The sequence below is a fragment of the Pseudomonas sp. DWP3-1-2 genome (assembly GCF_049896285.1).
Lineage (GTDB): Bacteria > Pseudomonadota > Gammaproteobacteria > Pseudomonadales > Pseudomonadaceae > Aquipseudomonas.
In genome coordinates this window covers 1,005,420-1,020,032 of record NZ_JAFCTZ010000001.1, presented here as the reverse complement: position 1 = coordinate 1,020,032, position 14,613 = coordinate 1,005,420, and the positions used below count along the sequence as shown (strand labels likewise).

At 59.6% G+C, this 14,613-nt stretch carries 10 protein-coding genes and 3 pseudogenes; 8 read left to right on the top strand and 5 right to left on the bottom strand.

All coding sequences use genetic code 11. From position 1 onward, the window contains the following. Window positions 1–36 precede the first annotated feature (36 nt). The 3 genes from ACP7B0_RS04740 to ACP7B0_RS04730 are packed head-to-tail and all read right to left on the bottom strand — an operon-like array spanning window position 37 to window position 3,779. A complete protein-coding gene (locus ACP7B0_RS04740; RefSeq protein ID WP_426139771.1) occupies window positions 37–1,263 on the bottom strand; it encodes a c-type cytochrome in 1,227 nt (408 codons plus the stop codon). Then, a complete protein-coding gene (locus ACP7B0_RS04735) occupies window positions 1,260–3,023 on the bottom strand; it encodes a GMC family oxidoreductase (protein WP_426139769.1) in 1,764 nt (587 codons plus the stop codon). Before ACP7B0_RS04735 ends, ACP7B0_RS04740 begins: the two co-directional genes overlap by 4 nt. Window positions 3,024–3,038: 15 nt before the next feature. After that, on the bottom strand, window positions 3,039–3,779 hold the full coding sequence (locus ACP7B0_RS04730; RefSeq protein WP_426139768.1) for a gluconate 2-dehydrogenase subunit 3 family protein: 741 nt from the start codon (window positions 3,777–3,779) through the stop codon (window positions 3,039–3,041). A 452-nt stretch (window positions 3,780–4,231) separates the two neighbouring features. Between ACP7B0_RS04730 and mrdA the strand changes: the two genes are divergently transcribed. From mrdA to ACP7B0_RS04690, 8 genes and pseudogenes are all read left to right on the top strand, one after another. After that, complete coding sequence (mrdA, locus tag ACP7B0_RS04725) at window positions 4,232–6,121, top strand: penicillin-binding protein 2 (protein WP_426139766.1); 1,890 nt, start codon at window positions 4,232–4,234, stop codon at window positions 6,119–6,121. A gap of 220 nt (window positions 6,122–6,341) precedes the next feature. Next, window positions 6,342–8,060, top strand: a complete 1,719-nt coding sequence (gene poxB / locus ACP7B0_RS04720; protein ID WP_426139764.1) for a ubiquinone-dependent pyruvate dehydrogenase — start codon at window positions 6,342–6,344, stop codon at window positions 8,058–8,060. Window positions 8,061–8,324: 264 nt separating this feature from the next. Next, a pseudogene (locus tag ACP7B0_RS04715) lies at window positions 8,325–9,374 on the top strand (HAMP domain-containing protein); the annotation flags it as partial. Between the two features lie 63 nt (window positions 9,375–9,437). Further along, on the top strand, window positions 9,438–10,232 hold the full coding sequence (locus ACP7B0_RS04710; protein ID WP_426140073.1) for a methyl-accepting chemotaxis protein: 795 nt from the start codon (window positions 9,438–9,440) through the stop codon (window positions 10,230–10,232). 208 nt (window positions 10,233–10,440) lie between these two features. Further along, a pseudogene (locus ACP7B0_RS04705) lies at window positions 10,441–10,530 on the top strand (phosphonate ABC transporter ATP-binding protein); the annotation flags it as partial. Between the two features lie 136 nt (window positions 10,531–10,666). Continuing rightward, window positions 10,667–11,233 carry a phosphonate metabolism protein/1,5-bisphosphokinase (PRPP-forming) PhnN gene (gene phnN / locus ACP7B0_RS04700; RefSeq protein ID WP_426139762.1) on the top strand — a complete coding sequence of 189 codons (567 nt, stop codon included), beginning with the start codon at window positions 10,667–10,669 and terminating at the stop codon, window positions 11,231–11,233. Between the two features lie 389 nt (window positions 11,234–11,622). After that, a complete protein-coding gene (locus tag ACP7B0_RS04695) occupies window positions 11,623–12,444 on the top strand; it encodes an alpha/beta fold hydrolase (RefSeq protein ID WP_426139760.1) in 822 nt (273 codons plus the stop codon). Window positions 12,445–12,912: 468 nt separating this feature from the next. Further along, window positions 12,913–13,317, top strand: a pseudogene (locus ACP7B0_RS04690) (response regulator); the annotation flags it as partial. A 3-nt stretch (window positions 13,318–13,320) separates the two neighbouring features. Here ACP7B0_RS04690 and ACP7B0_RS04685 read toward each other — a convergent pair. Continuing rightward, on the bottom strand, window positions 13,321–13,986 hold the full coding sequence (locus ACP7B0_RS04685) for a response regulator (protein ID WP_426139759.1): 666 nt from the start codon (window positions 13,984–13,986) through the stop codon (window positions 13,321–13,323). Between the two features lie 71 nt (window positions 13,987–14,057). Continuing rightward, window positions 14,058–14,606, bottom strand: a complete 549-nt coding sequence (locus tag ACP7B0_RS04680) for a PQQ-dependent catabolism-associated CXXCW motif protein (RefSeq protein WP_426139757.1) — start codon at window positions 14,604–14,606, stop codon at window positions 14,058–14,060. Between the last annotated feature and the right edge of the window lie 7 nt (window positions 14,607–14,613).

Sequence of the window (14,613 nt, the reverse complement as noted above, 5' to 3'; positions counted from 1 at the left end):
TCATCACAAGGCCGGGCATTTTTTATTGCATCGCATTTACTTAGGCTGCAATTGCTCGCGCACCGTCTTTACGTCCGCGCTGGAGACGGCAGGTGCTGCGTTGCCCCAACTGTTGCGCACGTAGGTCAGGACGTTGGCGACATTGTCGTCAGACAGCGCCCAGCCCAGGGAAGGCATGGCCGGTGCGGTGGGCGCTGCATCGGTTGCACCGGCCCGGCTGCCGGCCAGCACCACGCGAATCATTGACGACGCATCGGCGCCGTTGACCAGCGGCGCCATGGCGAGTTTCGGGAACAGATGCTCGACACCTTCACCATTGCCGACGTGACACGCCGAACAACGATCGGCGTAGATCGCCTTGCCCGCGACCATAGCGCTGTCAGTGGCTGCCAAGGCTTTGGGCGTGTCCGTGGGTGGGCTGCCGTCCTTGAGGAAAACCGCCACGGCCATCAAGTCCTCGTCTTTCCAGTGCTGGGACGAATGTTCGACTTCCTCGGCCATGGGGCCGGACGCGATGTCGAAACGGTTGGCACCGGTTTTCAGGTACTTGACGATGTCGTCCTCGGACCAACTGCCAATGCCACTGTGGGCGTCGGCGGTAATGTTCGGCGCTACCCAGTTCTGCAGGTTGGCACCGCCCAGGAACTGGTCGTTCTTGTCGCCGCCGGTCAGGCTTTTCGGCGTATGACAGGTGCCGCAGTGACCCAGGCCCTGAACCAGATAAGCCCCCCGGTTCCATTGTTCGGACTTCTTCGGATCATGCTTGAATTCGCCCTCCTGGAAGTTCAACAGGTTCCAGCCCAACAGGCTGGTGCGCACGTTGAACGGGAAGGGGAGCTGGTTGGTTTCGACCTTGTTCTCCACCGGATCGAGGGTTTGCAGATAAGCCCAGATCGCCTGATTGTCCTCACGCAGCACCTTCGTGTAGGCGGTGTACGGCATGGCCCCGTACAAGCGCTTGCCATCGAGGCCGTGGCCTTTGGACATGGCGTTCTGGAAGTCTTCGAAGCGCCAGCGGCCGATCCCGGTGACAGGGTCAGGGGTGATGTTGGCACCCAGCAGTTTGCCGAAAGGCGTGTCGAGCACGACGCCCCCGGAAAACGCCGGTTTGCCGGGCAGTGTGTGGCACGCCGTGCAGTCGCCCAAGGTGGTCAGGTAGCGACCTTTTTCCACCAGATTGTAGGAGTCGGCACCGGTGGCACCCTGTGCGACGTTCAGGGCCAGGCCCAGCACGCCGGCGCATACCGAAAGAAGAGTCTTCATACGGTAATCATCTCCCCAGGGCGCTTCAGATAACGGGTGCGAATCGCATCGGCCGCCTTGAACGCCAGTGCCGCGACGGTGCCCGTAGGGTTGTAGCCGGGGTTCTGCGGAAAGGCGGAAGAGCCCACCACAAACAGATTCGGCACGTCCCACACTTGCAGGTATTTGTTCACCGAACTGGTCTTCGGATCGGCGCCCATGATGAAGCCGCCGACGATGTGCGAAGACTGATACGGCGCACTGTTCCAGTGACCGGTCTGGGCGCTGGATACCGTTTGCACGGGGTTCATGCTCTTGGCGATTTCCTCGACCTTGCCGGTCACGTACGCGGCCATCTTGCGGTCGTTCTCCGGGAAATCGAAGGTGATGCGCAACAGCGGACGTCCCAGTGGATCCTTGTAGGTCGGGTCCAGCGACAAGTAGTTGGTGCGTGTGGAATAGCTGCTGGCTTCGCAACCGATGGACATGGTGTTGGCGTAGTTCTTGACGGTCGCCTGCTTCCACTTCGAACCCCAGGCCGGAGTGCCTGGCGGCAAGGGGCGCGAGTCGATGGGCGCTGCGCCAATGGGAGTGACCCGGGTGCTGCCGCCGCCGACAAACCCCAGACCGGAATGGTCGAAGTTGTCGTTGTTGAACTCGTCGATACCCATGCCGATGGCCCCGCCACCAATGAAAGGGTTGAAGTTTTTGTCGTCGAAGAACATGCGCACGTTGTTGGCCGTCTGGTACGCATAGTTGCGACCCGTGGTGCCCGTGTTGGTGACCGGATCGTAAGGCTGGCCCACGCCGGACAACAGCATCAGGCGCACGTTTTCGAAGATGAACGCGCTGATCACCACCAGATCAGCCGGTTGCTCGAACTCATCGCCGTTGGCATCCATGAAGATGATTCCGGTAGCCCGTTTGCCGGTGCTGTCCATCGTGACGCGCAGTACTTCGCAGTTGGTCTTGGCGGTGAAGTTCGGCTTGCGGATCAGTACCGGCAGTACCGTGGTGATCGCGCTCGCCTTGGAATAGTTGGCGCAGCCGTAGTTGGTGCAGAAACCACAGAAAGTACAGGCGCCCATGGTCACGCCAAGGGAGTTGGTGTAAGCCCGGGAAACCAGCGCCGATGGCACCGGGAACGGCTTGTAGCCCAGGTTACGCGCGGCGTCCGCGAACAGCATCGGCGCGTAGGTCTGCGCGGTGGGCGGGTTCGGGTATTCCTCCGAGCGTGGGCCTTCGAAGGTGTTGCCGCCTTCCTGGATCACGCCCTTGATGTTGCCGGCCTTGCCGGACACGCCCGCCAGCCGGTCAAACTTGGTGTAGAACGGCTCCATCTCTTCCCAGTCGGTGCCCCAGTCTTGCAGGGTCAGTTCCGGGGACAGTTCTTTGCCGTAACGTTCGGTCAGGTGGCTGTGCAGGCGAAATTCGTGGGGCTGAAAGCGAAACGTGATGCCCGCCCAGTGATTGCCCGCGCCGCCGGTGCCGTTGCCGGGGTGGAAAGAGCCCCAGGCGCGCATGGGCAGGGCTGTTTCGGTCACGCTATTGCGAATCGTGGTGGTGTTTTGCTTAGTGCGCAGCATCAACTCCTGACGGCGCGAATAGCGCAGCTCGTCAGTGGCCGAAGCGATATTGAAGTCACTGGCGGTGTCGCGCCAGGGGCCGCGTTCGAAGCCGATAACGCTCAGCCCTTCATCGGCCAGTTCGTTGGCGATGATGGAACCGGCCCAGCCGAGTCCGACAACCACGACGTCGGTGGAAGGTAGTTTTTTGGCCATGTCGAATTAACCCTTTTAGTTCCAGGCGGAGCTGCCGATGATGGAGATCGGGACGAGGTCAAGCTTCTGGTTATGCAGCGCGATGTAGTCGCGGTAGTCATAACGCGCGCCGGGGAAACCGATCATTTTCCACGACACCATGTCGCGGTTGCCGCCATAGATCGGGTCGGCGAAAAAGCCTTCCATCGTATTGCCCAGCACCTGCTGGAAGAACAGTCTGGCGTCGATGCCATCAAGGGTGATCGCCCCTTTTTCCAGATCGGTCAGGACCTTGTCCTTGTCCTCGGCGCCCAGAGCGCTGAAGGCTTGCTGAAACTGCTTCTGACAGTAAGCGGACAGTCCGGCCAGCCCGAGGCGGTAGCGCTGTTGAGGCACCAGAGGGGATTGATCGCCCTGCATGGGCGTGCCTTTCGCGAACGGGCCTTGCATGTACAGACGGTCGAAAGTGCCATATTCGCCCGCCAGTTGGCGGTCGATGAACACCGCGCAACCGGCGTCCTTGCCGCTGACGCTCAGGTCATCCGCCGGGATCAGCCGTTCAACGATGGCTTCCACTTCACGGGCCTCGTCAGCCGTGAAGAACTGCCAGCCTGGCGTGTCGTAATGCATCGGGCCGTTGTGGTCGAAAGGCACCCATTGGGGCAGACCGCTCAGGGTCGCCGCCTTGGCGCTGGCGGCGGCTCCCACGGCGATCGAGGTGGCCGAGGAGACCAGAAGCTGGCGCCGGGTCAGGCCTTTGGAGGGTTTTTCAGACATTGGGACTCCTGCGAAGTACCGCTGGCGGGCATGCAATATCAGCTGCGTCCAGGGTGGGTACTTCGAGATCAGTGCACGGTTTTACATCCAGATCGGGCGACGACCGGGACGAACGAGAGCTCACGCGAGGCTGTGGCATTTGGTCTCTGGTCATGCTGCATACAAAAAGCGCACGCTAAGCGGGAGATACCCAGATTTTTTCAGCCATCTTTTCCACGGGTTCTGCCATCATAGATGTGTTACTAAAGGTTTCACTGATTCCATTTCGCAATTAACTGTTGCAGTTTTTGTAACAATACCCTCGGTTGTTACCTCTGATGACGCTTCGCAAGACAAACCTGCCTAAATTTCTGCTTCTTGGTATCGTGCGCATGCATAGTCGTGGAAACATCTGTTCATATATTTGTGACGTAACGTTCCACCGTTAGTCATTTCGCCGAGAAGCTGTAGCAATGCCCGATCCGATACCGTTGAAGGATCACGAGAAAGAGACGCGCCTGGTCAATAAACGTTTGATCGCCTGCGCCCTGTTCGTGGCTCTATTGAGTTGCTGTCTGGTGGCGAGGATGTACTTCCTGCAGGTCACCGAATTTGCCTACCACTCCACCGTTTCCGAAAACAACCGTGTGCATGTGTTGCCCATCCCCCCGGAGCGGGGGTTGATCTATGACCGCAATGGCGTGGTCCTGGCTGACAATCGCCCCAGCTTCAACCTGACCCTGACCCGGGAGCGCGCCGACGACTGGCATCACGTCATCGACGAACTGATGACGTTGCTCAAGCTTCCCGACGAAGACCGGATTCTGTTCGAGAAAGACCTCAAGCAGGCACGCCATCCGTTCGACCCGGTGACGCTGTTGTATGAGCTGACCGAGGAACAGATCGCCCTGTTGGCAGTGAATCAATACCTGCTCCCGGGCGTCGACGTCGAAGCGCAGTTTGTGCGTCATTACCCGTTGGGCGCGCATTTTGCTCACTCCGTGGGTTACGTCGGACGCATCAACGAGAAAGAGTCCAAACAGCTGGATTCGGTGGAATACCGTGGCACGCAGTCCATTGGCAAGACGGGCATCGAACGCTTTTACGAATCGCAACTGCACGGCCATGTGGGTTATGAGGAAGTGGAGACCAACGCACAGGGCCGGGTATTGCGCGTGCTCAAGCACACCGACCCGATTGCCGGCAAGAACATCACCTTGAGCCTGGACATTCACCTGCAGGAAGCCGCTGAAGAAGCCCTTGGCGACCGTCGCGGTTCAGTGGTGGCGCTGGACCCGGCGACCGGTGAGGTGCTGGCCATGGTCAGCAAACCGAGCTTTGACCCCAACCCGTTCGTGACCGGCATCAGCTTCAAGGAATATGCCGCGCTGCGCGATTCCATCGACCGGCCCTTGTTCAATCGCGCGCTGCGCGGTCTCTATGCGCCGGGCTCGACCATCAAGCCGGAAGTGGCGATTGCCGGTCTCGACAGCGGGGTGGTCACCGCCTCGACGCGGGTTTTCGATCCCGGCTATTTCCAGTTGCCCGATTTCGATCACAAATACCGCAACTGGAACCACAGCGGCGATGGCTGGGTGGACATGGACACCGCCATCATGCGTTCCAACGACACCTACTTTTACACGCTGGCTCACAAACTGGGCATCGACCGTCTGCACGACTACATGACCATGTTCGGCCTTGGTCAGAAGGTCTCCCTCGACATGTTCGAAGAGTCCCCCGGTTTGATGCCTTCCCGGGAGTGGAAGCGCGCTACGCGACGTCAGGTGTGGTACCCCGGCGAAACGGTGATTCTTGGCATCGGACAAGGCTATATGCAGGTCACGCCGTTGCAGCTTGCACAAGCGACTTCGTTGATCGCCAACAAAGGCGTCTGGGTTCGTCCGCACCTGGCCGTGACCGTGGGCAACGTAGCACCGGTGGACGAGCATCCCATGCCGAACATCGTGCTGCATGATCCGAATGACTGGAGTCAGGTCAACGAAGGCATGCAGATGGTCATGCATGCCCCTCGTGGCATCGCCCGTGACGCCGCCGCGGGTGCGCAATACCGCATTGCTGGCAAAAGCGGCACCGCGCAAGTGGTCGCGATCAAGCAGGGCGAGCGCTACAACCGCCTGAAAACCCTGGAGCGTAACCGTGACAACGCCTTGTTCGTCGGCTTTGCACCGGCGGAGCATCCGCAGATCGTGGTGTCCGTGATGATCGAAAACGGCGAGGCGGGCGGCCGGGTGGCCGGGCCTGTCGTGCGACAGATTCTCGATGCGTGGTTGCTGGACAAGGACGGCAAACTCAAGGCGCAATACGCCGCACCGACCAAGGCTGGTGATCGGCACGTTTGATGGATGCATGGGGTCGGCTTTAGCCGGGAAGAGGCCAGATCGTTTGCCGCATCTGCATCACCTGAAATACTCCTTCCCGGCTGTTGCCGGTCCCACTGGTTTGAACGGCCTCGGCTGAAACCGGTGCCACAGGCTGAACTGTCCCGAGGCAGGCGGGTCGATCACTGATGCGGGCCATGCATTGGCCGCGCTTTCCATTTGTCTCGACAAGGAAACTCGCATGTCCAAGACCATCGCCGATTATCTGGCACACACCCTCGCCGCCGCGGACGTTACCCGAATCTGGGGCGTGACCGGCGACAGCCTCAATGGCCTGACCGACAGCCTGGAAAAACTGGGCACCATCCGCTGGATGCACACACGCCATGAAGAAGTCGCGGCGTTCGCGGCGGGTGCAGAAGCGGCTGCCACGGGCAAGCTGGCGGTGTGTGCGGGCAGTTGCGGGCCTGGGAATCTGCATTTGATCAACGGCCTGTATGACTGCCACCGCAATCGCGTGCCGGTTCTGGCCATTGCCGCCCATATCCCGTCATCGGAAATCGGCCTGGGTTATTTCCAGGAAACTCACCCCCAGGAACTGTTCAGGGAGTGCAGCCATTTCGTTGAACTGGTTACGCATCCCGAACAGTTTCCTCGCGTGCTGGAACGGGCCATGCGCGCCGCCATCAGTCAGCAAGGAGTCGCCGTTATCGTACTCCCCGGCGACGTAGCGTTGAGCGATGCACCGGACGTACCGGCAACGTGGGTCAACGTCGCGCCGCCCAGCGTGACGCCTGACGAGACCAGCGTGCAGCATTTGGCCGACCTGCTTAACGAATCCAAGGCCGTCACGTTGCTGTGCGGAGCAGGCTGTGCCGGTGCCCATGAAGAACTGGTAGCGCTGGCGGACCGGCTTGGCGCGCCGGTGGTGCATGCCTTGCGGGGCAAGCAGTACGTGGAATACGACAACCCGTTCGACGTAGGCATGACCGGCCTGATCGGTTTCAGCTCGGGCTATCACGCCATGATGTCCTGCGAGACGCTGGTGATTCTGGGCAGCAGTTTTCCTTATCGCAATTTCTACCCGGCTGACGCCAAGATCGTACAGATCGACCTGGACCCAAGCGCGTTAGGGCGGCGCACGCCCATCGCGCTGGGGTTGGTGAGCGGCGTCAAGGAAACCCTGGCGGCGTTGCTGCCCAGGCTCGACCGCCACGAAGACCGCCGTTTCCTGGACAAGGCCCTCAAGCATTACGCCAAGGCACGAGAAGGACTGGATGAACTGGCCACGCCGTCATCCCCCGGCAACCCGATTCATCCGCAATACCTGACCCGACTCATCGATGAACAGGCCGACGACGACGCACTTTTCACCGTTGATGTGGGCACGCCGACACTGTGGGCCGCCCGCTACCTGCACATGAATGGCAAACGCACGCTGCTGGGCTCCTTCAACCACGGCTCCATGGCCAACGCGATGCCCCAGGCGTTGGGCGCCAAGGCTGCGTTTCCTGACCGTCAGGTGGTTTCCCTGTGTGGCGACGGCGGGCTGTCGATGTTGATGGGCGACCTGCTCAGCATTCGTCAGTTGAACCTGCCGATCAAAATGGTGGTGTTCAACAACAGCTCCCTGGGTTTTGTCGATATGGAAATGAAAGCCGGCGGCTACGTGCCCCACGGCACTGACCTGTACGAAACCAACTTCGCCGGTATCGCATTGGGCGCGGGTATTCTTGGCATTCGCGTGGAAAACGCTGAAGAATTGCCCGCGGCCTTGCGTAAAGCCTTCGATCATCCGGGGCCGGTATTGGTCGACGTCGTCACCGCCAAGCAGGAATTGGGCATCCCGCCAAAAATAAAACTGGCCCAGGCCAAGGGCTTCAGTCTGTACATGATGCGCGCTGTGCTCAGCGGGCGAGGCGACGAGGTGTTCGAATTGGCGAAGACCAATTTGCGGTAACTCCTGTGCGACACTCTGTGGGACCGTTTTTAGCCGAGAGGGCGTTCTCCCGGCTAAAGCCGATCTTGCGGATACTGTGCGCGTGCAACGCTCGTTTCAGCCAGAAGCCGCCGGCCTGCGGCATTTATTTATAATGTCGCGCCTCCGATAAGCGTAATGGGTCACTTATATCCAGCGCGCCACTTTCCTTTTATTAAAAAGCCCAGTACAACGCCGCACGGCATTCTGATTTCTTAGCGTGCGCGCCGTTGTAACCTTTTTGTAATGGAAGTGATAGTGATGATGAAACGTTTGGGTTTCAGCAAAAAAATACTGCTCGCTGCCGCCCTGGTGGTAGTTGTCGCATTTACTTGTTTTATTGTCGTGAACGATTATCGACAACGGCAAACTTTGAAAACCAATGTATTTGCCGAGTTGCAACAGCTCGGCAGTCTGACGACGCAGAATATCCAGACCTGGCTCGACAGTCGCACCCAATTGCTGCAGTCGATGTCGCAGCGTATTGCCGTCGATGGCAACGCACTGCCGGATTTGCAGCACATCATCGGTGTGCCGGCGTATACCGATAACTTCCAGCTCAGTTACTTTGGCAGCACCGAGGGCGTGATGTTTTCGGTCCCTGCGGGCAACCGTGCCGCAGACTATGACCCCCGTGCGCGGGGTTGGTATAAAGCGGCGCAAAACGCCCCCGGCACTATCGTGACCGAACCTTATATCGCAGCCTCTTCAGGCAAACTGGTGGTGACGCTGGCAACACCGGTTAAACACCAGAATCAGTTTATTGGCGTGGCCGGCGCGGATATATCACTGGACAGCATCAGCAAAACCATCAACTCGTTGAATTTTGGCGGCCATGGTTACGCGTTTATTGTCAGCAGCGAAGGCAAGATCCTGATTCACCCGGACAGCAAGCTGGTCCTGAAAAACATCAGTGAGGCTTACCCCAACGACACACCGGCCATCACCGCTGGCGTGCGGGAGATCCACGCATCGGGCAAGGCCGAGATCATGTCGCTGACCAAAGTCGAAGGCGTTTCCTCGGCCAACTGGTATGTGGCGCTGGTTCTGGACCAGGACGAAGCCTATTCGATGCTGGGTGAGTTCCGCACCTCGGCCATCACCGCGATGGTCATTTCCGTTGTCATCATCATCCTGCTGTTGGGTTTGCTGATCCGCGTATTGATGCAGCCGCTGCACCAGATGGGCCGTGCCATGCGCGATATCGCCGATGGCGACGGCGATCTGACCAAGCGTCTGGCCATCACGTCCCAGGATGAATTTGGTGCCCTGGCGCAGTCGTTCAACCATTTCGTGGAGCGTATCCACGGCTCGATCCGGGAAGTGGCGTCCACCGCCGGTCAACTGGGCGAAGTGGCGATGCGCGTGGTCAAAGCCTCCAACTCGTCCATGACCAACTCCGACCAGCAGGCCAACCGCACCGAAAGCGTGGCGGCGGCGATCAATCAGCTGGGTGCGGCGGCCCATGAAATAGCCCAGAACGCGGCGCGCACTTCCCAGCAGTCGGCCGATGCCAGCGAACTGGCTGGCGACGGGCAAAAAGTGGTGCAGCAGACCATCGTGGCCATGAATGAGTTGTCGTCGAAGATCAGCGAATCCTGCGCCAACATCGAAAGCCTCAACGGCAAGACGGTGAACATCGGACAGATTCTGGAGGTGATCACCAGCATTTCCCAGCAGACCAACCTGTTGGCCCTGAACGCGGCTATCGAGGCCGCCAGGGCAGGGGAAGCCGGGCGTGGTTTTGCGGTGGTCGCCGATGAAGTGCGCAGCCTTGCGCATCGCACCCAGGATTCTGCGCAGCAGGTGCGAACCATGATCGAAGAACTCCAGGTAGGCGCCCGGGAAGCGGTGGTCACCATGACCGAAAGCCAGCGTCAGAGCGAAAACAGCGTCACGGTCGCCAATCAGGCGGGCGAACGGTTGAGCAGCGTCACCCGGCGCATTGACGAAATCAACGACATGAACCAGTCCGTTGCGGCAGCGACCGAAGAGCAGACGGCCGTGGTTGAATCCATCAACGTGGACATCACCCAGATCAATACCCTCAACCAGGAAGGCGTCGACAACCTCAAGCTCACGCTGGATGCTTGCGGCCATCTGGAAGAACAGGCCGCACGTCTGCAGCACCTGGTGGGAACGTTCAGGATTTGATACGAACCGTTACCTCTTTTTGAACCGCGCCCTGTAGGCGCCGAGCTTGCTCGCGATAGCATCAAGTCAGACGATTGATAGTTCGAATGATAGATCCAATCGCGAGCAAGCTCGGCGCCTACCATTACGTCAGTGTGCCAGCTTTTACACGCTCAACTTTTCACCAAGGGGTTACCCAACCGTTACGCCCGGTTCATCCCGCTGACAGGGTCTTGAGGTGCAGGCGTCCGACCGTCGCAATGGCAAGGTGCGCCGCAAGCGTTTGGATATCGGGTATATCTTCCAGCAGTTCAATCTGGCAAAAGAAGGGCTACTGGATATTCTCTCCAGCGACTATTATCCGGCCAGCCTTTTACGGGCGGGGTTCGTGCCAGGACTCAGGGCGTATTACCGGTGATTCAACAAGTCGGGCGGCAAGGCAAGAGGGTGTATTGATGGCAGGCAGGTTGATCTATCTCATCGGGCCGTCCGGTTCGGGCAAGGACAGCCTGCTGGATGCTGCGCGCGATGAACTGGCGCGGCGCGGGTGCCGCATTGTCCGGCGGGTTATCACCCGTTCCGCCGAAGCGGTGGGCGAGGCGGCGCAAGCGGTGAGTGTCGAGCAGTTTGCGGCGATGCAGGCGCGGGGCGAGTTCGCCTTGAGCTGGCAGGCCAACGGTTTGCATTACGGTATTCCCAAAGAGATCGATGAATGGCTCGCCCAGGGGGCTGACGTACTGATCAATGGCTCCCGAGGTTATCTGCCCCAGGCGCGGCAGCGTTATCCGGACTTGCTGGTGGTGCTGCTGACGGTCAGCGACAAGGTCTTGCGCCAGCGTTTGCTCGCGCGGGGCAGGGAGTCCGTTGCAGACATCGAAGCGCGCTTGCAGCGAAATGCCGTTTTTGCCGGTGATGTACAGACCTCGGCCCCTGGCGTTTTCGTCCTTGATAACTCCGGCGAGCTGTCGCACAGCGTCGAGCAACTGATCCAGCGTATCGCCCGCGAGCACGCATGCGCCTGACGTTGCCGGGCACCGGTGACGCCCGCCAGATGCCGGTTTACGATTTGCGCAAATGAACCTGTCGGACCGGCTTCAGCCGGGAAGAGGCCAGGGCGTTCGCTGCATCTGCATCGCCTGAAATACCCTTTCCCGGCTAAAGCCGGTCCCACGGTGTCAGGAATAGTGTGCGAGCACCTACAGAACCCAGCCGCGAGCTGCCTGACAAGACGGTCCAACTTTTGGGGGGGCAGTTCAAATGCTGTGGCTGCCACCCGATCCGAAACGCGACGCCAACAACAGCAACTCTCCCTCAAAAACCGCACATATGTTCAATGTATGCGCCTTATCCGCGTCTAGTCTCGTTCCTCAAGTCTTGTCCCCCTACCGCTTCATGACCCGAGGAATAATCAATGAGCCTGTTGAAAGTCAAAGATGGCACCGAGATTTTTTACAAGGATTGGGGCACCGGCCAACCGATCGTGTTTTCCCATGGCTGGCCGCTGGATGCCGACGCGTGGGACGCCCAGATGGTTTTCCTGGGTAACCAGGGCTATCGCGTGATCGCTCACGACCGTCGCGGCCATGGCCGGTCCGGCCAGTCTTGGGAAGGCAACGAAATGAACACCTACGCCGACGACCTGGCCGAACTGTTCGAAGCCCTGGACCTGAAAGACGCCATCATGATCGGTCACTCCACTGGCGGTGGTGAGGTGGCGCGCTACCTGGGGCGCCACGGTACTTCTCGCGTCGCCAAGGCTGTGCTGATTGGCGCCGTGCCGCCGATCATGCTCAAGACCGAGGCCAACCCGGAAGGTTTGCCCATGGAGGTGTTCGACGGTATCCGTGCGGGCACCCTGGGCAATCGCTCGCAGTTCTTCAAGGACCTGGCCGTGCCGTTTTTCGGCTTCAACCGCGACGGTGCCAAGGTGGAGCAGGGCACCATCGACGCATTCTGGTTCATGGGCATGCTCGGTTCGATCAAAGGCGAACTGGACTGCATCAAGGCGTTCTCGGAAACTGACTTCACCGAAGACTTGCAGAAAATCGACGTGCCGACCTTGATCCTGCACGGTGACGACGACCAGATCGTGCCCATCAAGGCATCGGCGCTGCGCAGCGCAGAGCTGGTCAGAGGCTCGACGTTGAAAATCATCCCAGGCGGCGCCCATGGCATGTGCACCATCCAGGCCGATGAGATCAACCAGGTGTTGCTGGCCTTCATCAAAGGCTAGGACTGCGCGCTTGCTGAGCAACACGGGATCAGGTGGGAGAAGGATCTTCCGCCCGTTCTCTCTGATCTGAATGTGTGAAAAAGCCCGTTTGCCAGGCCTCATCCCAAGGAAGCCGTTGAACGCTACCCAAGGAGCATACGAAGCCCGTCAACGGTTTTGTAGAATCGGCGTTCCAGCATGGGAAGCCGCGCAATGGCCCGCACATCCAGCCGATCGCATTTGAAGAAAGCCAGCTGCGCAATGTTGCAGGCGAAAATCGAACAACTGCAGCAGGCGAACCTGCAACTGCGTCACGACCTGCTGCAACCCTTGACGGCAGCCCGTTTGTTTACCAGTGCTTTGCTGGAACGCGAGCCACAGACCGCCACGGCGGCTTTGGTGCGCCAGGTCAGCGCCTCGTTGGCCGATGCGGAAAAGCTGCTCGATGGGCTGGCGAAGGTTTCCAGACCGGAGGAGTCGGCGTTCATGCCGGACAAACTGACGATGAATCAACCGCTGGCGGGGGCCCGAATCTGGGTTCTGGATAACGATGCAGCCATCTGCATGGGCATGCGGTTGCTGCTTGAGGGTTGGGGTTGTCAGGTGGTTACCGCCTCCAGCGAAGACGATTTACGGCGTCAACTCGGTGACTTCAGCGCCGACGCCGACCTCCTGATGGTCGATTACCACCTCCAGGACGGACGAACTGGACTCGACGCCGTGTCGACCATCAACGCATCGCGGCCGTTGCCCTTGCCCGTACTGATGATTACCGCCTGTCACAGCGCTGAACTCATGCAGCAGTTGCATGAGCAAGGCCACAGGTGCCTGCACAAGCCATTGGCCCCGGTGAAGCTCAGGGCCGTGCTCATTCATATGCTCAACAACCGCTGAAATTTACCGCCGCAGGTAAGCCGCGAAATCAATATCGCCCGCGCTGAGGATGGCTTGCACCCGGTTGTGAACATTGAGCTTGCGCAGGATCGCTGAGACGTGGGCCTTGACCGTGGTTTCGGCGATTTCCAGGGTGTAGGCGATCTGTTTATTCGATTCGCCCTTGGTCATGCGTTCCAGCACCAGCAGTTGCTTGCGCGTCAACGCCTGCAACAGTTCCGGGGCAAAGCCCGGGGTGTCGCTGTTATGGCGGCGAGTGGCGGGTTTCTGGCTGCGGATGATGTCCGAAGGCAGGTAGACGCTGCCGTTGAGGATCTGCTGGATGGCCTGGGTCATCTGCAACCGTGGCGAGGATTTGGTGATGAAGCCCACGGCGCCGTAAGTGATGGCCTGTAGCACGATCTGTTTGTCCTGTTCGGCAGAAACGATCACCACCGGAATGGTCGGCGCTTCGTTGCGCAGGTTGATCAAACCATTGAGGCCGTGCATGCCAGGCATGTTCAGGTCCAGCAGAATCAGGTCCAGGTCGTCATGCAACTGAGTCAAGGCTCGGGCGCTGTCCAGGTCTTCGGTTTCCATGACTTCGCTGCCGGGGAAACCGTCAGTGATGACGTTGTGAATGGCTTCGCGAAACAGGGGGTGATCGTCGGCTATTAGAATTTTGTACATGCCATTCACCTTGTTTTTATGGGGCATCGGGGTGTTCTGTTTGCTGTGTGTTTACGGCTGCGCAGGCCGGATCAGGGCAGTGGTGCCGGTTGCGCAGGTGTCACGGGCAAACCGGCAGCCTGCCAGGCATCGAGGCCGTCGCGGTACCAATACACCTCACTGTAGCCCAGCGCCGCTGCGCGCCTGGCCGCGTTCCAGCTCAGCCAGCAATCGGAACGGCAGTAAAACACCATCGGGGTATCGTGACGACCGGCGCTGGCGTGTTGCAGATGACTGGCAAAATAAGCCTGCCATTGATCCGTCAGTGCCCCGTCACCGGTATTGGGCAGCCACAGGCTGCCGGGTAAGTTGGCGTGGGGTTCGTCTTCGATGAAGCGGCCTTGCAGCCATTGGCGTCGATACACATCGATCAACAACGGTTTGCCGGGCCGGGTCAGCAGCGTCTGGAGTTGCGCGGTATCAACAGTCCTGGCGCCGTCGACCTGAGCGGGCGTCGGGCTGCGATACAACGTAATACGGTAACCGTCGGTGGAAAACAGGGGGGCTTCAGCCAGAGCAAGGCCGGGCAGGATTGCGGTAAACGCCGCCAGTAGCAGCGTTGCTCGTAGTGCTTGCGCCATGGCAACA